23 protein-coding genes are annotated in these 25,265 nt (G+C 62.5%); 14 read left to right on the plus strand and 9 right to left on the minus strand.

Annotated elements, in window-relative coordinates:
- Positions 1 to 53 precede the first annotated feature (53 nt).
- Positions 54 to 542: a Holliday junction resolvase RuvX gene (ruvX, locus tag ACSZOQ_RS09660; protein WP_439925785.1), complete on the plus strand. Its 489-nt coding sequence runs from the start codon at positions 54 to 56 to the stop codon at positions 540 to 542.
- Positions 543 to 575: 33 nt separating this feature from the next.
- On the opposite strand, the gene ACSZOQ_RS09665 is transcribed toward ruvX, so the two are convergent.
- Together ACSZOQ_RS09665 and ACSZOQ_RS09670 are read right to left on the minus strand one after the other, a co-directional pair.
- The gene (locus ACSZOQ_RS09665) at positions 576 to 1,355 is read right to left on the minus strand and encodes a lysostaphin resistance A-like protein (RefSeq protein ID WP_439925786.1); all 780 of its coding nucleotides are present in this window, start codon (positions 1,353 to 1,355) and stop codon (positions 576 to 578) included.
- A gap of 40 nt (positions 1,356 to 1,395) precedes the next feature.
- Positions 1,396 to 3,036 (minus strand): acyl-CoA dehydrogenase family protein, encoded by a 1,641-nt coding sequence (locus ACSZOQ_RS09670; protein ID WP_439925787.1) that lies wholly within the window; start codon positions 3,034 to 3,036, stop codon positions 1,396 to 1,398.
- A 173-nt stretch (positions 3,037 to 3,209) separates the two neighbouring features.
- On the opposite strand from ACSZOQ_RS09670, the gene ACSZOQ_RS09675 reads away from it, so the two are divergent.
- The 3 genes from ACSZOQ_RS09675 to plsY all read left to right on the plus strand — a co-directional run bounded on the left by ACSZOQ_RS09675 (position 3,210) and on the right by plsY (position 6,341).
- Positions 3,210 to 4,163 carry an aspartate carbamoyltransferase catalytic subunit gene (locus tag ACSZOQ_RS09675; protein WP_439925788.1) on the plus strand — a complete coding sequence of 318 codons (954 nt, stop codon included), beginning with the start codon at positions 3,210 to 3,212 and terminating at the stop codon, positions 4,161 to 4,163.
- A 45-nt stretch (positions 4,164 to 4,208) separates the two neighbouring features.
- The gene (locus tag ACSZOQ_RS09680) at positions 4,209 to 5,510 is read left to right on the plus strand and encodes a dihydroorotase (protein ID WP_439925789.1); all 1,302 of its coding nucleotides are present in this window, start codon (positions 4,209 to 4,211) and stop codon (positions 5,508 to 5,510) included.
- A 240-nt stretch (positions 5,511 to 5,750) separates the two neighbouring features.
- Positions 5,751 to 6,341 carry a glycerol-3-phosphate 1-O-acyltransferase PlsY gene (gene plsY / locus ACSZOQ_RS09685; protein WP_439925790.1) on the plus strand — a complete coding sequence of 197 codons (591 nt, stop codon included), beginning with the start codon at positions 5,751 to 5,753 and terminating at the stop codon, positions 6,339 to 6,341.
- A gap of 24 nt (positions 6,342 to 6,365) precedes the next feature.
- Here the strand turns inward: plsY and ACSZOQ_RS09690 are convergent, their stop codons facing one another.
- Positions 6,366 to 6,557, minus strand: coding sequence for a hypothetical protein (locus ACSZOQ_RS09690; protein ID WP_439925791.1), 192 nt, complete (start codon positions 6,555 to 6,557; stop codon positions 6,366 to 6,368).
- A 200-nt stretch (positions 6,558 to 6,757) separates the two neighbouring features.
- On the opposite strand from ACSZOQ_RS09690, the gene dprA reads away from it, so the two are divergent.
- Positions 6,758 to 7,876: a DNA-processing protein DprA gene (gene dprA / locus ACSZOQ_RS09695; RefSeq protein WP_439925792.1), complete on the plus strand. Its 1,119-nt coding sequence runs from the start codon at positions 6,758 to 6,760 to the stop codon at positions 7,874 to 7,876.
- A 75-nt stretch (positions 7,877 to 7,951) separates the two neighbouring features.
- Positions 7,952 to 9,034 (plus strand): IS5 family transposase, encoded by a 1,083-nt coding sequence (locus ACSZOQ_RS09700; protein WP_439922884.1) that lies wholly within the window; start codon positions 7,952 to 7,954, stop codon positions 9,032 to 9,034.
- 218 nt (positions 9,035 to 9,252) lie between these two features.
- Here ACSZOQ_RS09700 and ACSZOQ_RS09705 read toward each other — a convergent pair whose 3' ends face one another.
- Positions 9,253 to 10,500, minus strand: a complete 1,248-nt coding sequence (locus ACSZOQ_RS09705; protein ID WP_439925793.1) for a hypothetical protein — start codon at positions 10,498 to 10,500, stop codon at positions 9,253 to 9,255.
- 235 nt (positions 10,501 to 10,735) lie between these two features.
- Here ACSZOQ_RS09705 and ACSZOQ_RS09710 point away from each other — a divergent pair, with 235 nt between their 5' ends.
- The gene (locus ACSZOQ_RS09710; protein WP_439925794.1) at positions 10,736 to 11,986 is read left to right on the plus strand and encodes a class I SAM-dependent methyltransferase; all 1,251 of its coding nucleotides are present in this window, start codon (positions 10,736 to 10,738) and stop codon (positions 11,984 to 11,986) included.
- A 21-nt stretch (positions 11,987 to 12,007) separates the two neighbouring features.
- Here the strand turns inward: ACSZOQ_RS09710 and ACSZOQ_RS09715 are convergent, their stop codons facing one another.
- Positions 12,008 to 12,202, minus strand: a complete 195-nt coding sequence (locus ACSZOQ_RS09715; RefSeq protein WP_439925795.1) for a hypothetical protein — start codon at positions 12,200 to 12,202, stop codon at positions 12,008 to 12,010.
- A 250-nt stretch (positions 12,203 to 12,452) separates the two neighbouring features.
- Here ACSZOQ_RS09715 and ACSZOQ_RS09720 point away from each other — a divergent pair, with 250 nt between their 5' ends.
- The 7 genes from ACSZOQ_RS09720 (at position 12,453) to ACSZOQ_RS09750 (ending at position 20,261) form a co-directional block, all read left to right on the plus strand.
- Positions 12,453 to 13,943, plus strand: coding sequence for a replicative DNA helicase (locus tag ACSZOQ_RS09720; RefSeq protein WP_439925796.1), 1,491 nt, complete (start codon positions 12,453 to 12,455; stop codon positions 13,941 to 13,943).
- Between the two features lie 67 nt (positions 13,944 to 14,010).
- Complete coding sequence (alr, locus tag ACSZOQ_RS09725; protein ID WP_439925797.1) at positions 14,011 to 15,195, plus strand: alanine racemase; 1,185 nt, start codon at positions 14,011 to 14,013, stop codon at positions 15,193 to 15,195.
- 27 nt (positions 15,196 to 15,222) lie between these two features.
- On the plus strand, positions 15,223 to 16,674 hold the full coding sequence (gene radA / locus ACSZOQ_RS09730) for a DNA repair protein RadA (RefSeq protein ID WP_439925798.1): 1,452 nt from the start codon (positions 15,223 to 15,225) through the stop codon (positions 16,672 to 16,674).
- Positions 16,675 to 16,816: 142 nt separating this feature from the next.
- On the plus strand, positions 16,817 to 17,446 hold the full coding sequence (locus ACSZOQ_RS09735) for a CvpA family protein (protein ID WP_439925799.1): 630 nt from the start codon (positions 16,817 to 16,819) through the stop codon (positions 17,444 to 17,446).
- 9 nt (positions 17,447 to 17,455) lie between these two features.
- Positions 17,456 to 18,976, plus strand: coding sequence for an amidophosphoribosyltransferase (gene purF, locus ACSZOQ_RS09740; RefSeq protein ID WP_439925800.1), 1,521 nt, complete (start codon positions 17,456 to 17,458; stop codon positions 18,974 to 18,976).
- Positions 18,977 to 19,116: 140 nt separating this feature from the next.
- On the plus strand, positions 19,117 to 19,860 hold the full coding sequence (locus tag ACSZOQ_RS09745) for an SDR family NAD(P)-dependent oxidoreductase (RefSeq protein WP_439925801.1): 744 nt from the start codon (positions 19,117 to 19,119) through the stop codon (positions 19,858 to 19,860).
- Between the two features lie 242 nt (positions 19,861 to 20,102).
- On the plus strand, positions 20,103 to 20,261 hold the full coding sequence (locus tag ACSZOQ_RS09750) for a hypothetical protein (RefSeq protein ID WP_439925802.1): 159 nt from the start codon (positions 20,103 to 20,105) through the stop codon (positions 20,259 to 20,261).
- Positions 20,262 to 20,283: 22 nt separating this feature from the next.
- Here ACSZOQ_RS09750 and der read toward each other — a convergent pair whose 3' ends face one another.
- From der to ACSZOQ_RS09770, 4 genes are all read right to left on the minus strand, one after another.
- The gene (gene der, locus ACSZOQ_RS09755) at positions 20,284 to 21,666 is read right to left on the minus strand and encodes a ribosome biogenesis GTPase Der (protein ID WP_439925803.1); all 1,383 of its coding nucleotides are present in this window, start codon (positions 21,664 to 21,666) and stop codon (positions 20,284 to 20,286) included.
- 65 nt (positions 21,667 to 21,731) lie between these two features.
- Positions 21,732 to 22,271, minus strand: a complete 540-nt coding sequence (locus tag ACSZOQ_RS09760) for a hypothetical protein (protein ID WP_439925804.1) — start codon at positions 22,269 to 22,271, stop codon at positions 21,732 to 21,734.
- Positions 22,272 to 22,310: 39 nt separating this feature from the next.
- Positions 22,311 to 22,964, minus strand: coding sequence for a tetratricopeptide repeat protein (locus tag ACSZOQ_RS09765; protein ID WP_439925805.1), 654 nt, complete (start codon positions 22,962 to 22,964; stop codon positions 22,311 to 22,313).
- 472 nt (positions 22,965 to 23,436) lie between these two features.
- Positions 23,437 to 25,224, minus strand: a complete 1,788-nt coding sequence (locus ACSZOQ_RS09770; protein WP_439925997.1) for a di-heme-cytochrome C peroxidase — start codon at positions 25,222 to 25,224, stop codon at positions 23,437 to 23,439.
- Positions 25,225 to 25,265: the final 41 nt, after the last annotated feature.

Raw genomic sequence — 25,265 nt, forward strand, 5'->3', positions numbered from 1 at the left:
CAGTGTTTCGTAGCGCCATTTTGCCAGGCTTGTCTCGCGTGTTATGCGAAGCCATGCCTGCATCAATCCTGCCCTTGATCGACGCTGTCGCACGCTGGCCCGAGCGCGGGGCCCTCGTAGGCCTCGACCTCGGTACCAAGACCATCGGTGTCGCGGTGTCCGATCCGGATCGCCGCCTCGCCACCGGCGTCGAGACGGTTCAACGCAAGACATTTACCGCAGATGCCGCGCGGCTGCTTGCGATTGCGGGCGAGCGCAGTGCCGTGGGTTTCGTGCTCGGTCTGCCGATCAACATGGACGGCAGCGAAGGGCCGCGCGCGCAATCAACCCGTGCTTTCGCGCGCAATCTGGCAAAGCTCACCGATCTTGCCATCGGGTTGTGGGACGAACGGCTCTCGACGGTCGCCGTCGAGCGCGAACTGATCGGAATGGACATGAGCCGCGCAAAACGCGCGAAGGTCATCGACGAGCATGCCGCGATCTTCATCCTGCAGGGCGCGCTCGACCGGCTGGCGGTGCGGCGGGCCTCGGGAACGGACTGAGTACGCAGCCGGGGCGGGTCGCGCGGGCGCCGATCACGACTGGCCGGAGATCCACAGTGTCTGCAGCGTCGCCGCGAGATTGTTGAGGCCGTGCAGGATCACGGTCAACCAGATCGATCCGCTGCGATAGCGCAGGTAGCCGAACAGCAGGCCAATCGAAAAGACCTCGGCGAAGAAGAACAAGTCATATTGCAGATGCATCGCGGTCCACATCAGCGACGACAGTACGATGGCGCCGGTGGGCCGCAGGACCGACTCCGACCACCCGCGATAAAGGAATCCGCGCGTCAGGAGTTCCTCGGTGAGCGGCGCCACCACGCAAAATGCAACGACCAGAAGCCACAGCGCGCTCTCAGCCCGCGCCGATTTCATCACACCCACCATGAATTCCGCCGAGGACTCCCGTCCTATCGCATAGAACACGCCCTCCCATCCCATGACGAGCGCGACCAGAGCGACGATACCGAGCAGCAGATAGCGCCACGAGGGCCAACGCAGCGCGAGATAATCGGCGAACGGCACCCGCGACAGCCGGATCGCGATCCAGAGCGCGAGCAAGGCCGTCGGCAGTCCCATGACCACCGACAGCGCGACCGTCAGGCCGTTTCCGGCCAGTTCCGCGACTTTGTCGAAACTAAATGGCGCGTGATCGATGATCAGGAAATAAGCCAGGACCGAAAGTTGCCCGGCAAACATCGCCGCGAACACCGCGATACCCCACAGGCTGGTGCCTATGAATTTCCAGGCTTGCGGCGGATGCGGTGCAGCAGGTAGCGGGGGTGGCGCCAAAGGATCACTGTCAGGTGTGCTCATGGCGGCACTCTGGTCGGCATTCCTTACCAAACCGTGGGATTCACGGCAGAGTCCGCTTGAGCAGCCGCCGGCCGTCATCGACGGAAAGTTCGGCTGTGCCGTACATGCGCCCGTGGGTGCCGCCGAGCCGCGTCGCCGCAAACAGCGCTGCCTGATCCGGTGCGGTCCGGTTGAGCGCCGCGGCCGCGGCCAGTTGCGCCAGCGTCTCCACCGCCTGCCGCGCCACGCGCTCGCCATCGGGCCGGCGGAAAGTCCTGGCGAGAAATGCCACCGCTTCAGCCGCGCCGGGCAGACCTCGGGTGTCCGCGACGAAATCTTCGAGCACGACCGCCGCCGCTTCTGCCTCACGCGCCAGCGCGCGCAATACGTCGAGGCACATCACATTGCCCGACCCTTCCCAGATCGCGTTGACCGGCGCCTCGCGATAGTGCCGCGCCAGAATGCCCTCCTCCACATAACCATTGCCGCCGAGGCACTCCATCGTTTCATACAGAAAACCCGGCGCGCTCTTGCAAGTCCAGTATTTCACCGCGGGCGTCAAAAGTCGTATCCACGCCGCCGCCTTCGCGTCCGTCGATGCTTCATCGAAAGCGCGACACAGCCGCATCACCAGCGCCACCGAGGCCTCGACATGGAGCGCCATGTCGGCCAGCACCGTCTGCATCAGCGGCTGGTCGACCAGATGTTTCTGAAACACGCTGCGGTGACGCGTGTGATGCAGCGCATGAGCCAGTCCCGAGCGCATCAGGCCGACAGAGGCAATGGCGCAATCCTGCCGCGTCAACTGCACCATCTGGATAATGGTGCGGATGCCCTTGCCCTCCTCGCCAACGCGTTCGGCGTAAGCTTCGGTGAATTCCACTTCGGAGGAGGCGTTGGAGCGGTTGCCGAGCTTGTCCTTCAGCCGCTGGAAATGAATCGCATTGACCGAGCCGTCGGGGCGGAAGCGCGGCATGAAAAAGCACGTCAGTCCTTCCTCGGCCTGCGCCAGCACCAGGAACGCGTCGCACATCGGAGCCGACATGAACCATTTGTGCCCGGTGATACGATAGGCATCGTCGTCGCGCTCGGCGCGGGTCTGGTTGGCGCGCACATCGGTGCCGCCCTGCTTCTCGGTCATGCCCATGCCGAGCGTCATGCCGCGCTTGGTCCACCATGGCGCGAAGGCGGGATCGTAGCTGCGAGGCGTGATCACGGGCATCGCCTTGGCCAGCACATCCGGTTGCGCGGCAAGCGCAGCCACCGACGCGCGGGTCATGGTGATTGGGCAGAGATGTCCAGTCTCGATCTGCGCAGCCATGTAGAATTTTGCCGCGCGCACCACCTCCGCAGCCCCGCCTGCCGGCTTGCCGTCGGCGGTCCAGGTGGAATTGTGGAGGCCGGCATGGGCGCTGTGCGCCATCAGTTCATGATAGGCCGGATGGAATTCGACCTCATCGCGCCGGTTGCCTTGTGCGTCGAACAATCGCAGCTTCGGCGGGTTCTCGTTGGCGAGACGGCCGCGCGCGGCCATCGCCGCCGATCCCCAGTGCCTGCCGAATTCGGACAGTTCGCCCAACGCAGCCTTGCCGCCGTTCACAGCCACCGCCTCTGCCAGCGGAGCATCCAGCGAGAACAGATCGACGTCCTCGAAAGGCGGCGACTGGTTGAACACCTCGTGCGTTCTGAATGGTTGCGTCATGAACCACCTCCGCGGGCGCTGACACGGTGCGACTGTACGCCGGAACCGCGGCGAGATCACGCCGGTCAACGCATCACTCCGTTTACCCTGACCCAGCTTCAGCGGGGAAAAACCCACTGGCGCTCCGTTCGGCCTTGCTCCAACGGGAAACTCTGCCTATAGGTCTGGCTTTAATGACATCGTCAACGAAATCGAGCTTTGTTCTCGGGCACCGGCATCTGCTGGGGATCGAGGGCCTTTCCGTCGCCGATATTACCGGCCTCCTCGACCTTTCAGAGGAATACGTCGAACTGAACCGCCAGATCGACAAGAAGCGCACCTCGTTACGCGGGCGCACCCAGATCAACCTGTTCTTCGAAGCATCGACGCGAACCCAGTCCTCATTCGAGATCGCCGGCAAGCGGCTCGGCGCCGACGTGATGAACATGTCGGTGTCGTCGATGTCGACCCGCAAGGGCGAGACGCTGGTCGATACCGCAATGACACTCAATGCCATGCATCCGGACATTCTTGTGATGCGCCATTCCGCCTCCGGTGCGGTGGAGCTTCTGGCGCGCAAGGTCGACGGCTCCGTCATCAATGCCGGCGACGGCGCCCACGAACATCCGACCCAGGCGCTGCTCGACGCCCTGACCATCCGCCGCAACAAGGGCCGGCTCGAGGGACTTCTGGTTGCGATCTGCGGCGATGTGCTGCATTCGCGCGTCGCGCGCTCCAACATCATCCTGCTCAACGCCATGGGCGCGCGCGTGCGTGTGGTTGCGCCCTCCACGCTGCTGCCTCCGGGCATCGAGCGCATGGGCGTCGAGGTCGCCCGCGACATGCGAGAGGGACTGGATGGCGCCGATATCGTCATGATGCTTCGACTGCAACGCGAACGGATGAGCGGCTCGTTCGTGCCGTCGAGCTCCGAGTATTTTCACTATTTCGGCCTCGATCAGAAAAAGCTCGCTTATGCAAAACCCGACGCGCTGGTCATGCATCCGGGACCAATGAATCGCGGCGTCGAGATCGACTCCATCGTGGCGGACGGAGCGCAGTCGCTGATCCGCGAACAGGTTGAAATGGGGGTCGCTGTGCGGATGGCGGTGCTGGAAGCACTGGCGAGGAACCTGCCGAATGCGTAAGTTCGCGACCTTTCCGTCAATCCGGGAGCGGCGGGGATTGCAGCGATGCTGAACGGCCACCGCCCCATTCTGCTCGCCAACGCCCGCGTCGTCGATCCGGCGCGCGACCTTGACGGACCGGGCGACGTACTGATCAGCGACGGAGTTGTACGCGATGCGCGGCGCGGGATCGGAGCCGCCGGCGTGCCCGAAGGCACCGACATCATCAACTGCGCCGGCAAGATCGTAGCGCCCGGCCTGATCGACATGCGCGCGTTCGTCGGCGAGCCCGGTGCCGGCCATCGCGAAACCTTCGCGTCCGCGAGCCGCGCAGCCGCCGCCGGTGGCATCACCACCATTGTCTGCCAGCCCGATACCTCGCCGGTAATCGACAATTCCGCGACCGTCGATTTCGTGCTGCGCCGCGCTCGAGATACTGCAATCGTCAACATTCATCCGATGGCGGCGCTGACCAAGGGTCTTGCCGGCAAGGAAATGACCGAGATCGGCCTGTTGAAGGCGGCAGGTGCGGTCGCCTTCACCGATGGCGCGCGCAGCGTGATGAATGCCCAGGTGATGCGCCGCGCCCTGACCTATGCCCGCGACTTCGACGCCCTGATTGTCCACCACACCGAAGATGCTCATCTGGTCGGTGAAGGCGTCATGAATGAAGGCGAATATTCCGCTCGCCTCGGACTCATGGGCATTCCAGCGGCCGCGGAGGCGATCGTGCTGGAGCGCGACATGCGGCTCGTGGCGCTGACCGGCGGCCGCTACCACGCAGCGTCGCTGACCTGCGCGGAATCGCTCGATATCCTCAAGCGCGCGCGCGACGCCGGGCTCCAGGTTACGGCATCCGCATCGATCAATCACCTGACGCTGAATGAAAACGATATCGGTCCGTACCGCACGTTTCTGAAGGTGGCGCCGCCGCTGCGCAGCGAGGACGACCGCCGCGCGCTGGTCGCGGCGCTGGCGTCGGGCCTGATCGATGTCGTGATGTCCGATCACAATCCGCAGGACGTGGAAACCAAGCGCCTGCCGTTCGCGGAAGCCGCGGCCGGCGCAATCGGACTCGAAACCATGCTGACGGCGGCGCTGCGGCTCGTGCATAACGAGGAACTGGATTTCAAGACGCTGATCCGGGCGATGTCGACACGGCCCGCGGAGTTGCTCGGTCTGCCGGGCGGATCGCTACGCCCGGGCGCGCCCGCCGATGTGATCGTGATCGATCCGGACGTGCCGTGGGTGCTCGATCCCGCCGATCTCAAGTCACAAAGCAAGAACACGCCGTTCGACGAATCCCGCTTCTCGGGCCGCGTCGTCCGCACCATCGTCGGCGGGCGCACGGTTTTCGAACACGTCTGACGCTATGGAGTTTTAATCTCGTTCGCTCGACCAAATCTACGTTAAATCAAAATCATATCGCCCTCGCTTCTGATCCGTTAGAGGCGGAAGGGCGCTCATAGCTGCAACGGCGAAAATCATCGTCCGCACAGAGCGATATAGTCGAATTTCGATGCTCTGCACGACCTGAATATCTGACGTGGCGCGACCATGCCGATCTATGGTTTACAGTTGCCGCAGTGATGTCCGGAGCCCTTTTCGATGTTTCCAAATGGCCTGATTGCCCTCGCCTTCGGCTATCTGCTCGGCTCGATACCCTTCGGGATGGTCCTGACTCAGGTAGCCGGAACGCAAGACCTGCGTTCGATCGGCTCGGGCAATATCGGCGCAACCAACGTGCTGCGAACCGGACGCAAGGGTCTGGCGGCAGCAACGCTTCTGGGCGACATGCTGAAGGGCACGGCTGCCGTCGTGATCGCATTACTTCTATCCGGACCGGGAGCCGCGATGGCTGCGGCGCTCGGCGCGTTTCTGGGTCACCTGTTTCCGGTGTGGCTCAAATTCCGCGGCGGCAAAGGCGTCGCGACCTATATCGGCGTGCTGCTCGGCCTGTTCTGGCCGGCAGCGTTGGCCTTCTGCGCGATCTGGCTGCTGGTCGCGTTCACGACGCGCTACTCATCCCTCTCAGCCCTGATCGCGAGTCTCGCCACGCCACTGCTGTTGTGGTGGCTGGGACATCCACAATTTGCGGTGCTGTTTGCGATGCTGACGCTGCTGTTATGGTTCACGCACCGCGAGAACATCCGGCGTCTTGTTGCTGGCAGCGAAGGCAAAATCGGTGCGAAAGCGTAGCCGCTTGATCCTTGGAGTTGAGGATCACGCGGGGCCAGCGGGACCGATACTGCTGCACTTGCCATTGATATCGAAGGTCATCGTGACGCCCCACACCGTCAGCGAGCCACCGCGGGCGTCGATTACGTCGTTGCTGACGTGATTGCGGTCCCACTTCATGCCACCGCTGACGGTACTGATTTCCTCGACATCGAGTGGGCGAAAACTATTGTCCATGATCGTCTCCGTTCTTCAGGTCGACGACTGCCGCCGACGTGACGGCAGGCATAATGCGAAATGCTCAGCGCGGCCGTGACGGACGTCACATTGCAGGGCAAGTACACACCTCGCGAATCTCCCGGTACGATGACTGGCATCATCCAACAGTTGTTCCCGCAGCCAAGTTAGGCAAATGTGTCTTGGGCTTGGGGGGAAAGGTGAAGATTCAGGAATCGGTGAGACGACTGACCGAGGCGCAGCGGATCGACTGGCTGCGGCTGATCCGCTCCGAAAACGTCGGGCCGCGGACCTTTCGTTCGCTTGTGAATCATTTCGGCAGTGCCCGCGAGGCGATGACCCGCCTGCCGGATCTGGCGCGACGCGGCGGTGCTTCGCGCCCGAGCCGCCTTTGCGGTGAAGCGGAGGCGAGGGACGAGTTGGCCGCCGCCAAGCGGATCGGCGTCAGTTTGGTGGCGCCGGGCGAGACCGGCTATCCGCCGCACCTCACAACCATCGACGACGCGCCGCCGTTGCTCGGCGTGCGCGGCAACCTCGATGTCATGGAGCGTCCGATGATTGCGATCGTCGGTTCACGTAATGCATCCGGTGCCGGCCACAAATTCGCACAAACACTGGCGCACGACCTCGGCGACGCCGGTTTCGTCATCGCGTCGGGACTGGCACGCGGCATCGACCAGGCGGCGCATCGCGCAAGCATCGCGAGTGGCACCGTCGCAGTGCTTGCCGGCGGTCACGACCGCATCTATCCGTCCGAGCATGAGGATCTGCTTGCGGCGGTGTTGGAAGGCGGCGGCGCGATTTCTGAAATGCCGATGGGGCATGTGCCGCGCGCCCGCGACTTCCCACGGCGCAACCGCCTGATCTCCGGCGTCGCGCTCGGTGTCGTCGTGGTCGAGGCGGCGCATCGCTCGGGCTCGCTAATAACAGCCCGAATCGCCGCCGAGCAAGGCCGCGAAGTCTTCGCTGTGCCGGGTTCACCGCTCGATCCTCGCGCCGCCGGCACCAACGACCTCATCAAGCAGGGTGCGGCACTGATCACCGAAGCATCCGATGTCATTAATGCCGTGCGGCCGATCATGAGGCGGCCGATCAATCTGCCCGCGGGGGAACCGGATCGCGGCGGTCCGGAGGCGGAAGAGCCCGCTGCGAGCGACCGCGCACGCATCGTCGGCTTGCTTGGCCCGGCGCCAATCGGCCTCGACGATCTGATCCGGATGGCGGATGCCTCGCCGGCGATCGTGCGTACCGTTCTGCTTGAGCTGGAACTGGCCGGACGGCTGGAGCGCCACGGCGGCGGGCTGGTATCGATGATCTAGCAGTCTGCTGAAAAACCGCTCGCGCGTGCGAGAATTTGCTGATTCGATTTTCATCGTGAATCGGTGGAGGTTGGGATGCGCGGAGCCTTTGTGGATCAGGGCGGGTTGTTTTCGTACATCTCGCCGGAGGCGCGGGTGCCGCCGAACCATCCGCTGAGGAAGATCCGGGCGCTGGTCCGTGATGTGCTGGGCGAGTTGAACCGTAGCTTTGCCAGGCTCTATTCAAGTGAAGGGCGCCCCTCGATCGCGCCGGAGCAATTGCTCAGCGCGCTACTTCTGCAGGTGCTCTACGGCATTCGCTCGGAGCGCCAATTGATGGAGCAGTTGGACTACAATCTATTGTATCGCTGGTTCGTGGGGCTGTCGCCGGACCATCCGGTCTGGAACCCGACCAGCTTCACGAAGAACCGCGAGCGGCTGCAGAACGGCGATGTGTTCACGAAGTTCATGACCAGGCTTTTGAAACACCCTCAGGTCGAGCCGCTGCTCTCGGACGAGCACTTCTCGGTGGACGGCACGTTGATCGAGGCCTGGGCGTCACAGAAGAGCTTTCGTCCCAAGGATGGCCGCGATGGCGACGACGGCACGAACTTCCACGGTCAGACGCGCAAGAACGACACCCATGTCAGCACGAGCGATCCCGACAGCCGGCTCTACCGCAAGGCGGCCGGACGCGAGGCCAGGCTCTGCTACATGGGCCACGTCACCATGGAGAACCGGCATGGGCTGGCCGTGGCCGGCATCGTCACGCACGCGAGCGGCACCGCCGAGCGCCGCGCCGCGGAGATAATGCTCGAGGCCGAAGGCAGGAAAGCGGGTCGCCGCATTACCGCCGGTGCGGACAAGGCTTATGACACGGCCGATCATGTGGCCAATCTTCGCGCCATCGACGTCACACCGCATGTGACGCAGAACAATGGCATGGGCAAGACCGGCAGGCGCCGCCGGAGCGCTATCGACGCACGGACCACGCGCCATCAGGGCTATGGCATGTCGCAGACGCGCCGGGCGATGATCGAATGCATCTTCGGCTGGGGCAAGCAGCACGGCACGATGCGCAGGACCAAACATCGTGGCATTTGCCGCGTTGCCGCCGACTTCATGCTCAACTTGATCGCCTATAACCTGATCCGCGTTCCCAAACTGGTCACGGCATAACCGCGTCGTCGCCAGGACGACAACGACTGCAACGCGCCGCCGAATACACATCATCGCGATGAGGCGTTCCGAGGATCATCGAAGCGGTCAATTTTGGCTTTTTCAGCAAACTGCTAGAGCATGACCTCGAAAAGTGAAAAAGGTTTTCGGATAAGATCGTGCTCCACTCAAAAGGATAAGGCGAGAGTCTGATTGTTGGATCAGACTCTTGAACGGCGCTATTGCGAAACTGGCGGAACCGGCGCTCCGTCAGGAGCGGGCGGCGCGGATGAGGCGGCGGACGGCGGAGGCGGAACGGGCTCTGCCGCAGGCGCGGCCGGTTTGGCCGATTCAACGGAGGTCGACGGCGACGGCGCCCCCACAGAGTCAGTGGGAGTTGGCGGCTGCGCGGAGCTCGCGGCCCCGGACGGCAACTTCGCATCGCCCTCGCCGACCTTCGGAGCCGGCGTCACCGCAGGAACCGGGTCGGCGCGCAGCGGTACCGACTTCGGATCACCGGAGGTTGTAGCCTCGGCTGGACCATTGTCCGGCTTGCTGCTTTCGGACCTGCCCGTCTCGGACTTTTCTGCTTCAGATTTGGCTTCAGATTTGTCAGCGTCGGGTTTGCTCATTTCGGCTTTGTCGGCCTCGGCGTTGCCACTCTCGGATTTGGTCAGATCAGACTTCACCGCGTCCGGCTTGGCCACGTCGGCCTTGATGCCTTGCTCCTGACCAGCTTGTTTCTCGACTGCTTGTTCCTTGGGGGTTTCCGCCTTGGGAGATTCCGCCTTCTCGTCCTTGGCTGTCTCTCCCTTTGCGGGCTCCGCGCTGGATGGTTCGGTCTTCGCCGTTTCCGGCTTCGTTAAGGTATTGTCCTGGGACGGTTCCTGTTTGGCGGAGTCGGCTTTCGGCGACTCTTCCGGCCCTTGCTTGCCGCGCCTGCTCAGCTTTTTCTTGTCCCCATGCTTCCGCCTGTCGTGCTCGCTGGCCGCCTCTTCCGAGGTTGGCCGCGCAGCCTCCGGATTCTCATTGTCCGGTCGCGCAATGCGCTTGCGATGGCGATCCTTGCGGCCCAGCGGCTCATCCTGCGCGGAGACGTCCGCATCTGGCCGCACCGCTTCCTGGGACGGCAGCCTCCTGCCCTGTCGCTCGGCACGCTCGGGCTCCGGTTTGAGATCACCTGGCTGTCGCCTGGGTGTCTCTGCCCTGTAGCGCTCGTCGGTCGCACCGTTGGAAATCAGATAGGCGCTGAGCATCTTGGCCATGTCGGGGCCAGTGGTATAATGCTGGCGCAGAAAGGCCGGCAGCGATCCCGGCGCTACCGACCTGAGCAATCCGCGAGCGCCTTTGTGGCAGGCGGTACAGTTCCCCGAAAAGATCTGGGCAGCAGACTTTCCCGCCTCGAGATTTTGCGCGTGCGCGCAATTTGCTGCGAAACCGACGATCGCAAACATCACCGTCGCTAGACTGAGCGCTCGGCTCAACATACCCATCCTCCGGGTGCGGAAATTGCCGCGGCCGCGGCGGCCCACCTTTTAGCCAATTATGCTGCGAATGGAAGCCGCACAGCCAACGCAACCGCGTGATCCACAATTCCGGATAGCCGCCCTGCGGTCTGAGCATTGGTGGACCGGTTTCTGCGGTATTATTATTTCAACGGAACTTGGGCGCCAGCCCCAGAGCCACGGGTGCCAACGTGTCCTCGTGATGATGGTGGTTTCGATGGACCGTTTGTTACGGTTTTTTCTGGACCAGTTTATTCAGCGCGGCTCGATCACATTCATAACCGCGAGCGGCCTGACGTTTACCTGCGGCGACGGAACCGGTGACCCGGTTCGGGTGCGGCTGACCACGAAAGAAGTCGCACGCCAGCTTCTGCTCGATCCTGAAATGTCTTTCGGCGAGGCCTATACCGACGGCACAATGCTGGTCGAACGGGGGTCGATTGCCGACGTCCTGGCGATCATCCTCGACCAGCCCGACATCATGCCGCGCTGGGCGAAGCTGCAATGGTGGCTCCGCTATCTCGTGCGCAACATTCAACAATTCAATCCCCGCGGGCGTTCCAGAAACAACGTCGCGCGCCATTACGACCTCGACGGTCGCCTCTACTCGCTGTTCCTCGATGCCGACAAACAATACAGTTGCGCGTATTTCGAAACCTCGGACATGACGCTGGACGACGCCCAGCTTGCAAAGAAGCGGCACATCGCCGCCAAGACTCTGGTCGAGCGCGGTCACAGCGTCCTCGATATCGGCTCAGGCTGGGGCGGCCTCAGCCTGTATCTTGCGGAAATGACCGGCGCCAATGTCACCGGGGTCACGCTATCAACCGAACAGCTTCAGGTGTCGAACGCTCGCGCCGGCGAACGAAACCTGACGCGGTCGGCAAAATTCGTGCTCCAGGATTATCGCGACATTCCCGGACCGTTCGACCGCGTCGTGTCGGTCGGCATGTTCGAGCATGTCGGCGTCGATCACTACGATACCTTTTTCAAGCGCTGCGCCGAGCTGCTCGACACCGACGGCGTGATGCTGCTGCATTCGATCGGCCGTTCGGAAGGCCCGGGCATCACTAACCCCTGGATCGCGAAGTATATCTTCCCCGGCGGATACATCCCTGCGCTCTCGGAAGTCTTGCCTGCGATCGAGCGCGCCGGACTTCTGGTCTGTGACATCGAAATCCTGCGTCTGCACTACGCGGACACGCTAAAGGCGTGGCGCGAGCGCTTCATGGCGCGACGCGAAGAAGCCGTGCGACTTTACGACGAGCGATTCGCACGAATGTGGGAGTTTTATTTGGCGTCGTCGGAAATGTCGTTCCGCAAGCAGAATCTGATGAATTTCCAGATCCAGATGGCGAAGCGGCAAGGCATCGTGCCGATGACGCGCGATTATATCCCGCTCGGCGAAGCCAAACTGCGCGGCGTTGAGCGAAAACAACGTCCGCAGCTTCAGATCGCGGGCGAGTGAGCCGATTCGGGTGGGGAGAAATCAGGCCGCCGTGCGATTAGTGGTGGCTGTGAAACTGGCTGAATGCGCGAGATGGGCCTTGGCGGCAACCAAATCTCCTGCGTCGCAGGGCACGGCGCGCGCCTCCGGAACGGACAGTTTTTCGAGCGTTTCCACCAACATCGACAGCCAGGCGGTTTCGCTGCTTTCACAATAGCACTGGCGGAACTGAGCCATTCTGCGAGTTTCCCGTGCTGGATTCACAGTAATCAACCAAACAACCGCATTTTTGTTCCGGATCACATGAGAAACCACCGTCAGCGATTCGAACGCCGGTTGCCGTCAAGTTCGATGCGCTTTCGACTCAAGTTTCATTCAAGATCATGTGGGAATCGGGCATAAGGGGTGCAGCATTGCTTTCGCTGTCCGCCGGAGCGGCGCTTTATGCGTGCTGTATCCCAAAAATCCAGGTCAGAATCCGAAAGCCATGGCTGATTCGAACATCGTGAAGCTTGCGCCTGATACGGCGACGCCAGCCTACCGCACCGCGCCGAACAACATCGAAGCGGAACGGGGTCTTCTCGGCGCCATTCTGGTCAACAACGACGCGTTTTACAGGGTTTCGGATTTCCTCGAGCCGAAGCACTTCTTCGAACAGATCCATCGGACCATCTACGAGACCGCGGGCAGCCTGATCCGCGCCGGCAAGGTCGCGACGCCCGTCACGGTCAAGACCTTCGTTCCCGCCGAGACCGACATCGGCGGAATGACCGTAAGCCAGTACCTCGCCCGTCTGGCGGCGGAAGCCACCACGATCATCAACGCGCTGCATTATGGGCGCACCATCTATGAGCAAGCGCTACGCCGAGACCTGATTCACATCGGCGAAGACATGGTCAACGTCGCCTACGACGCGCCGGTCGATCTCGCGCCACGGGCACAGATCGAGGATGCCGAGCGCCGACTCTACGAACTGGCCGAATCAGGCCGCTATGACGGCGGCTTCCAGAAATTCTCGCAAGCGATGAAGACCGCGCTCGACATGGCGGCCAACGCCTACCGCCGCGACGGGAAGCTGTCCGGCATCGCGACGGGCCTGCGCGATCTCGACTCGAAAATGGGCGGATTGCAGTCATCCGACTTGATTATCGTTGCTGGCAGACCGGGCATGGGAAAGACCGCGCTTGCGACCAACATCGCCTACAATATCGCCAAAGCTCATCAGTCTGAGCTTCAGCCCGACGGCACGATGAAGACCGTCAACGGCGGGATCGTGGGTTTCTTCTCCTGCGAAATGTCGGCGGAGCAACTGGCGACGCGTATTCTCGCCGAGCAGACCAGCATCGCCTCCAGCAATATTCGCCGCGGCGGCATCACCGAGAGCGATTTCGAAAAAATCCGCGATCACACTATCGAGCTAGAGCACCTGCCGCTCTTCGTCGACGAGACCGGCGGCCTCTCGATTTCACAACTGACGGCGCGCGCCCGCCGCCTGAAACGTCAGAAGGGGCTCGACGTACTGATCGTCGACTACATCCAGCTTCTGCTGGGTAGCGGCAAGCGCAGCGACAACCGGGTGCAGGAAGTCACCGAGATCACCACCAGCCTGAAAGCGCTGGCGAAGGAATTGAATGTCCCGATCATCGCGCTATCGCAACTGTCCCGTCAGGTCGAAAATCGCGACGACAAACGCCCGCAGCTCTCAGACCTCCGCGAATCCGGTTCGATCGAACAGGACGCCGATGTCGTGATGTTCGTCTTCCGCGAGGAATATTACCTTCAGAACAAGGAACCCCGGCCGGGCACGCCGGAATACGAGAAGTGGCAGCTCGATATGTCGCTGGTGCACGGCAAAGCCGAAGTCATCATCGGCAAGCAGCGCCATGGGCCGACCGGCACCGTCGAACTGCAGTTCGAAGGGCAGTTCACCCGCTTCAGCGACCTCGCGCACGATGGTCACCTGCCGGAGCGCATTTAATTTACAGCCTGTTTAAGCGCACCGCTCGCGCGGTTGAACCGCCGGGCGGCCGAGCGTAGCATGCGGCATGAATCTCGTGCCCGATTCCAAAATGACATCCAGCAGACTGCCGACCGATGCTAACGCGGCCTTTTCGGCTGCTGCGGCAATCGGCACCCTTACCGTCAATCTCGATGCCATCGTTGCCAACTGGCGCAAGCTCGAAAAGACCGCCTTGCCCGCCGAATGCGCCGGCGTGGTCAAGGCCGACGCCTACGGCTGCGGGGCGCGGCCCGTGGTGCGCGCGCTGAGCGCGGCCGGATGCAAAACATTTTTCGTCGCAACGCTCGACGAGGCGCGCGTCGTCCGCGCCACGGCCCCCTCCGCCGACCTCTATGTGCTGGACGGCCTCTTTCAGAATTGCAGCGACGCCTTCGCCGAAATCAATTGCCGGCCGGTGATCGGCGATCTCAACGAACTCGCGGAATGGGACGCGTTCTGCCGCCGCACTGGCTGGGCGGGCGGCGCGGCCATCCACATCGACACCGGCATGAACCGCCTCGGCCTCACGCTGGACGAGGCGCAAGCGCTCGTTCCAAGGATCGACTCCGGCGATCACGGCATCACGCTGGTGATGAGTCACCTCGCCTGCGCCGAAAGCCTCCATCATCCGCTCAATGCCAGACAGGTCGCGGCATTTCGGGAGATCGCCAGCCAGTTCTCCGGCGTTCCCGCCTCGCTGGCGAACTCGTCCGGCATTTTCCTCGGGCCGCAATATCCGTTCGAGATGGTGCGTCCGGGCGCCGCGCTTTATGGCGTCAACCCCACGCCGGAAGCCGACAATCCGATGCAGCCGGTGGTCGAGCTGAAAGCCCGGATCGTGCAGATCAGGTCGATCGACAAGGGTGAAAGCGTCGGCTACGGCGCGACCTGGACCGCACGGCGGCTGACCCGGCTTGCCATCGTCTCGGCAGGATACGCCGACGGTTATTTCCGCGCCGGCGGCAGCAATGATGGCACCCGCGGCGCCGACGTCATTGTGGCTGGAACGCGATGCCCGGTGGCGGGCCGCATTTCCATGGATCTGTTGGCGGTCGACATCACCGATCTACCGAACAATGCGGTGCGGCGCGGCCACCTCGCGACGCTGATCGGCGAAGGCATCACCGTGGACGAACTTGCGCACCATTTCGGCACCATCGGTTACGAAGTGCTGACGAGCCTGGGTGGCCGCTACAACCGAACCTACAAGGGCGGTCCCGCCGAGTCGTGAACCCTGCGCCGAACCCGATCGTTGAAAATGGCCAAATCCGTGCTCTCCTTCGTCTGCCAGAACTGCGGCGCGGCGTATAATCGCTGGCAGGGCAAGTGCGAGTCCTGCGGCGAATGGAATACGCTGGCCGAGGAGGACACGACGGGCGCGACGACGATGCCGGTCAGCATCCGCTCCAAGCGCAAGGGTCGACTGTTCACACTGGAAACGCTGACGGGCAAGACGCAGGATGCGCCGCGTCTGCCCTCCGGCATGACTGAGCTCGATCGCGTTACCGGCGGCGGCTTTGTCCGCGGCTCGGTGCTGCTGGTCGGCGGCGACCCCGGCATCGGCAAATCGACGCTGCTCACGCAAGCGACCAGCCTGCTCGCCCGCGCCGGCCATCGCGCCGTCTATATCTCCGGTGAGGAAGCGGTCGCACAGGTACGATTGCGCGCCGAACGACTCGGGCTTGCCGACGCGCCGGTGCAACTGGCCGCGGAAACCTCGGTCGAGGATATCGTCGCCACCTTGTCCGAAGGCACGGTGCCGCGGCTGGTGGTGATCGACTCGATCCAGACCATGTGGACCGATACCGTGGAATCCGCGCCGGGAACCGTGACGCAGGTACGCGCCTCGGCGCAGGCGCTGATTCGCTTCGCCAAGAAATCCGGGGCGGCGCTGATCCTGGTCGGTCACGTCACCAAGGATGGCCAGATCGCCGGCCCCCGCGTGGTCGAGCACATGGTCGACGCCGTGCTGTCGTTCGAAGGCGAAGGCTCGCAGCAGTTCCGCATCCTGCGCGCGGTGAAGAACCGCTTCGGTCCCACCGACGAGATCGGCGTGTTCGAGATGACCGGGCTCGGCTTGCGCGAGGTCTCCAATCCGTCCGAATTGTTTCTGTCGGAACGCGATCTCGGTAGTCCGGGCACTGCGGTGTTTGCGGGCATCGAGGGCACCCGGCCGGTGCTGGTGGAATTGCAGGCGCTGGTGGCGCCGACCACGCTCGGCACGCCGCGGCGCGCCGTTGTCGGCTGGGATTCGAGCAGGCTCTCCATGGTGCTGGCAGTTCTCGAAGCTCATTGCGGAGTCAAGCTGTCGGGGTACGACGTTTATTTCAATGTCGCGGGCGGCTTGCGCATCAACGAGCCGGCCGCCGATCTTGCCGCAGCGGCAGCGCTGGTGTCCTCGCTGACAAATGCCCAGCTGCCCACCGACGCCGTCTATTTCGGCGAGATCTCGCTGTCCGGCGCGGTCAGGCCGGTGGCGCAAACCTCGGCGCGGCTGAAAGAAGCCGCCAAGCTCGGATTCGGACGCGCCGTGCTGCCGGAATCGGCTCGCGGCGACATCGGCGGTGATGCCGGCCTCGTGTTGAATACCGTCGGCGGACTGACCACGCTGGTGGCGGATATCGCCGCGCGCGGACAAAGCCGCTCCGGCAAGGCCGCCGATCCGGAGAAAAATGCCACACCCGCCCGATTCCGTCGTCAGGATGGCTAAAGCGGCGTGACCTCGCGACCAGCCGCCGCTATACATTCGGCGCGGCCGCAAGGCTGACGAGACACGTGTCATATGACCGTCAACTGGACCGGCAGTGAGATGCCGATTCGGTTTCTGATTTACGAGCGGACCTGACCAGCCGATGCCGATAACCATCCTCGACCTCGTTCTGCTCGCCGTGATGCTGATTTCGGGCCTGCTGGCGATGATTCGCGGCTTCATGCGCGAAATCCTGTCGATCGCCTCATGGGGTATAGCCGCGCTGGCCACGCTCTACTCGTTCCAGAAGCTCCTGCCCTTCGCCAAGACCTATTTCAACAACGACACAGTTGCCTCCGCGGCCGTGATCGGCGGCGTTTTCATCGGCACTCTGATCGTGATTTCTATCATCACGACACGCATTTCCGACATGGTCCTCGATTCCCGGATCGGTGCGCTCGACCGCACCCTGGGTTTCCTGTTCGGGCTGGCTCGAGGCCTGCTGATCGTCGTCGTTGCCTTTCTGTTCTTTACCTGGCTGGTTCCGGACAAGCAGCGACCGGACTGGGTCACGGGCGCGAAGTCGCTCACGGTGCTCAATTCCACCGGCGTCTGGCTGCAGTCACTCTTGCCGGACGATCCTGAGAACACCATCTTAAACAAACTCAAGAAGAATAAGCCCGACGCAGATCAATCGGATACGGAACCTGCTTCCCCCGGCTCCGACGGCTATTCCAAACCTGCCCGAGACGGCCTGAAAAAGCTGATCGACGGCAAACCGGCGGAACACTAGCGAGGCGTAATGGACTGTCAGCAGAGCCTTTCCAGCGACGCTCTAGCGCCCGAACCGGACTCCGACCTGGATTTCGATCTCAACGGCGACTCGCTCCGCGAGGAATGCGGCGTTTTCGGCATCTTCGGCCACCCCGACGCCGCCGCCATTACCGCGCTGGGTCTTCACGCTCTCCAGCATCGCGGCCAGGAAGCCGCCGGCATCGTGACCTTCGACGGCCATCGCTTCCACTCCGAACGCCGCCTCGGCCTCGTCGGCGACACCTTCTCTCGCCGCGAGGTGATCGAACGTCTCCCCGGCAGCGCCGCCATCGGCCACACCCGCTACTCGACCACCGGCGGCACCATCCTGCGTAACGTGCAGCCGCTGTTCGCCGAGCTCAACGCCGGTGGCTTCGCGGTCGCTCACAACGGCAACCTCACCAACGGGCTGACGCTACGGCGCGAACTGGTAGGCCACGGCGCCCTGATGCAATCGACCACTGACACCGAGGCCATCCTGCATCTGGTGGCGCAGTCCCGGCGCGGCCGTTTCATTGAGCGCTATATCGAGGCCCTCCGAGCTCTCGAGGGCGCCTACGCGCTGGTGTCGCTGACCAACAAGAAGCTGGTCGGCGCGCGCGATCCACGTGGCATCCGTCCGCTCGTTCTCGGCGAACTCGATGGCTACCCGATTCTCGCCTCGGAAACCTGCGCGCTCGACATCATCAGCGCGAAATATGTCCGCGATATCGAACCCGGCGAAGTCATCGTGTTCCATCGCAAGGACGGGACCATTCAGACCGAAATCCACAAACCTTTTCCGCCGATGCCGCCGCGGCCCTGCATCTTCGAATACATCTATTTCTCCAGGCCGGATTCGATCGTCGGCGGCCGCTCGGTCTACGAAGTCCGCAAGGCGTTCGGTGCGCAACTGGCCCGCGAGAGTCACGCGGAGGTGGATGTCGTGGTGCCGGTGCCCGATTCCGGCGTGCCTGCCGCCCTCGGCTACAGCCAGTTCTCCGGCGTGCCGTACGAACTCGGGATCATCCGAAACCACTATGTCGGCCGCACCTTCATCCAGCCGGCCCAAAGCGTCCGCGAACTCGGCGTGCGCATGAAGCATTCGGCCAACCGCGCCGCGATTGAGGGCAAACGCATCGTCCTGATCGACGACTCGCTGGTGCGCGGCACCACCTCGAAGAAGATCGTGCGCATGATGCGCGACGCCGGCGCCACGGAGGTGCACTTCCGCCTCGCCTCGCCGCCGATCATCCATCCCGATTACTACGGCATTGACCTGCCGGACCGCAGCAGCCTGCTGGCCGCGACCCACAGCCTCGAGCAGATGCGCGACATCATCGGCGCGGATTCGCTGGCCTTCCTCTCCATCGACGGGCTGTACCGCGCCATGGGCGAGCCGGGACGCGACGCCGCGAACCCGAAATATTCCGATCACTGTTTTACCGGCGCCTATCCGACCACCCTCACCGACCATACCGACGTGGAACCGCAGCCGCATCAGTTGTCGCTGCTCGCGGAAGCGAGCTGACATTCGTCGTCGCCGGACTTGACCCGGCGATTCATCTAAAAAAGTGCGAAGCATGATGGATACGCGGATCATCTGCGCGAAGGCGCGCTTCGCGCTTTAGCCTGCGTATGACGGCTGAATATGTTGACCCGGAATAACCGATGACCCTTCCCCTCGCCTCCCGCATCGCGCTCGTAACCGGCGCCTCTCGCGGCATCGGCTATGCCACCGCGCGGGCGCTCGCAAAAGCCGGCGCGCATGTGATCGCCGTGGCGCGTACGCAAGGAGGGCTCGAAGAGCTCGACGACGACATCCGCAAGGACGGCGGCAGCGCGACGCTGGTGCCGCTCAACCTCACGGACTTCGACGGCATCGCCCGGCTCGGCGCCGCCCTGAACGAGCGCCACGGCAAGCTGGATATTCTTATCGGCAACGCCGGCATCGCCGGCCCGTCCTCGCCGCTCGGCCACATCGAGATGAAGCCATGGCAGGACGTGATTGCGATCAACGTCACGGCGAATTTTCAACTGATCCGCTGCATGGAGCCGCTGCTGCAGCAATCGGACGCCGGACGCGCGGTGTTCGTCACCTCTGACGCCGCTGGCCACGCCAACGCCTATCGCGGTCCCTATGCGGCCTCGAAGGCCGCGCTGGATACGCTGGTGCGATGCTGGGCAAACGAGACCGCCTCGACTCCGCTCCGCATCAACCTGTTCGATCCGGGACCGATCCGGACCCGGATGCGCGCCATAGTGTTCCCCGGCGAGGACCCGACGACGCTCGACACGCCGGAACAGGTTGCGGATTTCATCATGCCGATGTGCCTGCCATCCTGGAGCGAGACTGGCAAACTTTACGACTACAAGAGCCGTGAGGTGATGAGCTTCGAGCCGCCGTCGGCCTGATCTTTGTATAGGGATCCGCTTCTGATGGAATCAGAAGCTTGGGCCATGATCTTGATTTGACGCGTTTTCTTCACGCGAACCGGTATCCGCTTCGTTCAAAAACGCTATAGGCGCGCTCGACGATTGGCGACCATCGGTAGGATTCCGCCAGCACGGTCGTATTGAACCGTTTGGGCGGCCGCCTCACAAATGACTGGAATTTCATGCGCGATGGATGGTCTCAGCCGGGTCAGGAGCTGTCGATGCAACCCCTTGTCGAACGCGTGATACGCGCCTTTACCCTCAAGAACTCGCCCTCAAACGAAAATGCCGACGGCGCTCGCCGGATTCCGGCTGAGTTGGCCGCCGAATTGTTGGAGAACTACAGGGCGCAGCTTCTGCAGCGTGCGCAGAACCGTTGATCCACTTCTCCGGAATACGCGCTCACGACTTGCGCTTGCGCTTATGCGCAAACGGATTGGCCTTTTCGCGAAGCGTGATGCGGATCGGCGTGCCGGGCAGGTCGAAAAAGCCGCGCAGGCTGTTGACGAGATAGCGCAGATAGGATTCCGGAACCGCGTCCGCCCGCGAACAGAACACAATGAAACTCGGCGGCCGCGCCTTGGCCTGGGTTGCATAGTTGAGTTTCAATCGCCGACCCGAGACCGCTGGCGGCGGGTTGGCATCGACCGCCTGCTCGAACCAGCGATTGAGCGCGGCGGTCGGCACGCGGCGGTTCCAGACGGCGTAGGCGTTTTGGATTGCCGTCATCAGGCCGTCGATCCCAACACCCGTCTGGCCGGAAACCGCGACAATCGGCGCGCCCTTGACCTGCGGCAGCAGGTGATCGGCATCGGTACGCAGCGACGCGATCCGGCTCGACCCGCGATCCACCAAATCCCACTTGTTGACGGCGATCACGAGGGCGCGACCCTCGCGCTCGATCAGATCGGCGATGCGGAGGTCCTGCTCCTCGAATTTGTTCTGCACATCCATCATCAACACGACGACTTCGGCGAACCTGACGGCACGCAACGTATCCGCAACCGACAGTTTCTCGAGCTTCTCCTCGATCCGCGACCTGCGCCGCAACCCGGCGGTGTCGAAAATCCGGAAATCCCGACCCTTCCAGTCCAGTTCGACCGAAATGGAATCCCGCGTGGTCCCGGCTTCGGGGCTGGTCAGCAGTCGCTCTTCCCCAAGCAGATAATTGATCAGTGTCGATTTGCCGGCATTGGGGCGTCCGACAATCGCAACACGGATCGGGCGCTGTGAGATATCCCCGGACTCGATGATATCGTCATCGTCGAATTCCTCTGTTTCTTCGGCTGGCTCCGGCATCACGGCGCGCAACGCGTCATAAAGATCGCTCAGGCCCTCGCCGTGCTCGGCGGACACGCCGACGGGATCACCAAGCCCGAGCGCGTAGGACTCCATCGCTCCGGCCTCGCCGTGCCTACCCTCGCTCTTATTGGCGACGAGCACGACCGGCTTGTTGGCACGGCGCGCGAAATCGGCAAATGAACGATCGGTCGGTGTCAGGCCCGCGCGCGCATCGAATACGAACATCAGGGCATCGGCGGCTGCAATCGCAGCCTCGGTCTGCTCCTGCATACGCGCCGTCAACGAGCCGCGCGGACCTTCATCCAGGCCGGCGGTGTCGATTACCGTGAAATCCAGATCACCGAGCCGCGCCTGTCCTTCGCGGCGATCGCGTGTCACGCCCGGTTTGTCATCGACCAGCGCGAGCTTCTGTCCGACCAGACGGTTGAACAGGGTCGACTTGCCGACATTAGGTCGGCCTATGATTGCAATGGTGAAGGACATCGGTGTTCCCTGCCCAGCAGGGGCCGCGTCTCAATACCAGCGTTTCGGCGGCGCCGATACCGCTGTCAGCGCGAGAAGCTGCCGCTGGGCACTGGCGCCGGAAATGGCGAGGCATCCGGCTGGGGCTGCTGCGGCGCGGCCTGCTGCTGCGGCGCGGGTTCCTCCTTGGGCAGCGAGGTGCTTCGACGATGGACAAGCCGCTTCGGCTTGGCAGCCGGCGGTGCAGCAGCGGCGGCGCTGCCGTCATCCGCAGGAGCCTCCTCACCACCAGCAGCCGCAGTGCCCGCGTCAGCGGGTTTACCCTTTGCCCGTGATCGCTTTGCCGGTTTGGGCTCTTCCGATGCCGCAGCAGGTGGAACCGCCGCCTGTTGCTGTTGCTGCTCAACGTTGCTCTTGTAGAGATCCTTCGGCACGCCCTGCTCGATGCCCGGGACACCCTCAGGGAAAACCGGCTCGCGCTTGCCCGGCAGCTTTTTCTTCGTATCGAGGAAGTCGAGCATATCGGACGGATCCCAATTGCTCAGGCCGCCGCCGCCACAACCGGCCAGCGCGCCGCACAGCGAGATCAGAACAGCGGAAGCAATCAGGCGTTGCGAGCGGCGCATAAACAGTTCTCGTTCAAAACTTGAGTTCGGCACATCTACTCAGCTCTTCGCAACCCGCGGCAGCAAGGCTTGCAAGGCTTCGGCGCGGCTTCGCAGGCCGGACGGTGTCTGGCCGTCCTCGCTGATCACATCAAGCCATTTCCGGGCGGCCGTCGCATCGTTAGCGCGCCAGGCGGATAACGCCAGCAGTTCGCGCGCGGTGTGGCGGAAGGCCGCCTCGGGCGCGGCCGCTGGCTCCAGCCGCTGCAGCATGTTGTTGTAGGTCTCGGTGTCCAGCAGCAATCCGGCGGCGCGCACCCGCGCGAGATCGCGCTCCACGCCGCTGAAACCGCTGTCGGCTGCGATCGCATCATAGAGCTTGACCGCCTCCTTGGGATCACGCTTGACGGCTTCGGCAGCAGCACGAAGGCGCGACAGATTGCGATAGCCGGGTGGCGCGGCCGCCGCCAGTTTCGTGAAGGCCGCTTCGGCTTCGGCATGCTTGTTTTGATCTGCCAGCACCGCCGCCGCCTCGAAGGCCGCACCGGCCTCGGCAGCCTTTTGGGCCTGGAGGTACTGATATCCACGCCAGCCCCCAACAGCAGCAATGATCACGACGGCAGCGGCAATGATCAGTCCCGAATAGCGGCTCCAAACCTTCTGGACCTTCTCGCGGCGCAGCTCATCATCAATTTCGCTAAACAGCTCAGTCACTTAATTCTTTCCCCGTCCCCGATTTTCCGCAAGCCACGCGGCGCAGCCTTGTCGCACATCCCGGTCGATGGCGGCGGCAATACCCTAGCGATATGGCGCCGACAAGGCAAAGCAGACCGGATCCGCTAACCGCCCGGCAGGACGCGTGCGTTCGGTTCGGCTCCGTGACCTGGTCTTGTCCCGAATCCAAAGCAACATAGCGAAGCGAACTTCGGATTCGGAAAAATTGAATCGGGGAGCGAGCCATTCTCAAATGGCAATCCGATGATCCCGAGCGGGAGGCAAAGGATCACAGTCATTTCTGCGTTGTGAAGAACACCCACGCCAAGCCGTACTTTTTCAGACGAGCAACACCGTCCCACCTTCAACTATCGTCATCCACGCTGTTTCATGAACAACGCGCGGAAGTCGCATAAGGCCGGAACGGTGTTACGAGCGTGCGCCGGTCAATCGCTAAGCGAGCTAAAACTGCTCAAAGCGTTTTCAGATATTCGAGAAGGGCTTTCTTTTCGGCATCTGGCAGACTTGTCCCAAATTCGTGGCCGCAACGGCTATTGCCAGAGTTCAGATCGTCACAACCGGTCGTCTCGCGAATATTACCGGACTGGGCCTGATTTGAAGCGATGCCGATGTTATCCAAGTCGTAGTCAGGACCGACCACAAAGCGCTGCTGCCGTTGGCTTGCAGGCTTAAGCAATTCCGCAAGACTTGCGACCGAGCCATTGTGCAGGTACGGAGCGGCCGCCCAAATGCCGTGGAGAACCCGCGATTCATAGGCGCCCTTCGGGGGCGTCGGGCTTCCAGCGTCCATGCCAAGTCGAAGGCGGATTTGGGGAGTTGCAACGGCATCAGGAAGTTTGAATGCGCCCGGCAAGTCCTGCAAGACGGATGGGAGGCGGTTGGCGTCGACGGGTTCTGATTCGCTCGCTGCAGCGCCGGGTTTGATAGCAGCGCCAAGCGCCCGACGTGACGAACCGGTCGAGAAGCTCACGACATGCTCTGCGATCGTGCCTATCACCGAGGTCGCGAGGATATTGAATGCGAGGTCGGTTTCCTTCAGCGGCTTTGTAGCGAACGGAATGTAAGCACCTTGCAGGACCCCTGATTTGGCCGTCCATCCCAGGATATCGTATTGACGTGTGTCCGTCCCCACATTCTGAATTGGCGTCGCCCAAGTCTGCTGAAATGGAAAACGCACCTTGCCGGCTTTCTCACCGTGGCATCCCTGACATCCGCCGTCAGCAGTCGACCGTTCAAAGATCGCCTGGCCCTTGGCCGCCAATACGGTATCGACGGACCATGGCCATTTCGGCGGCCCAATCCTCTTCGCAAGCTCTTCGAGCCTTTCCAGCCCGTCGAAATTCGCAGAATTATTATTCAGGAAGTCAATGAAGGGGCCCGTGCTTGTGGGCTGATAGGTGCCGAACACGCCCAGGACTTCGCCAACATTTCTGCCTAGTGCGAGGATATCACTCCCATTGTCTGCAAAGCCCGGCCACTGTGTTTTGTCCTGTTTGGGTGCATTCCAGAGAAACGGATAACGTACCGGTGCATCGGCTTTGTGAATGTTCTCCTGGATCAGAAATGACGGCTCTGGGCCGAGGCCCAACCCGGTCACCCGATTGAAGATCATGCCGACTGCATCGAGGCGTCCTAATCCCCACCTAGGATTGGGAAGAGCTCGATCCATGATCGTGTGATAGCGAACGTACCACGCGTCAACGTCGCGCCGTAGCGCAGCGACCTTATCGCTGTCAGGAGTGGCCGTTTGGAGGACAGAAGCAGCAAAGGTCTGGAACGCGACATTATCGGACGTTGCGCGCGCCATCGCTTTATCGAGGTCGTCCAGAAATGCTTGGAAGTCGACGAGTGCCGGTCCTCCATCAACACGATATTGCCGGTCTCCGACCTTGATTTGGCGGGTGTGACAGGCGGAGCACGTCATCCCAACCACCTTCGCGCCGGTCGGGCCGCTCGCGTGAAATCCTAATGGAAGTTCTCTCAAGCTATCAGAACCAGGCAAATATCCGTATCTCGTCAAACCGTCGGAGAGAAAAGGAACGCCATCAGCTTGCTTTAGCGCTTTGAGCCACGCCAAAGGAATGAGGCGCGAACCTTGATCGCGTGTGTAGAAATCGCTGCGACTGGACGCATCCCAAGCTGGGCCTTGGTCGACGAATACCGGAGTAGATTCATCCGCCGAAGATGATGTGACGAGAGAAAAATTCAGGAGGACGAGGGCCAGAATAAGGGTTCGCATCTGTGCTCCGAAGGCACAGCCGTTTATGGCTGTCGTGTTGT

Source organism: Nitrobacter sp. JJSN (assembly GCF_051912485.1).
GTDB lineage: Bacteria > Pseudomonadota > Alphaproteobacteria > Rhizobiales > Xanthobacteraceae > Nitrobacter.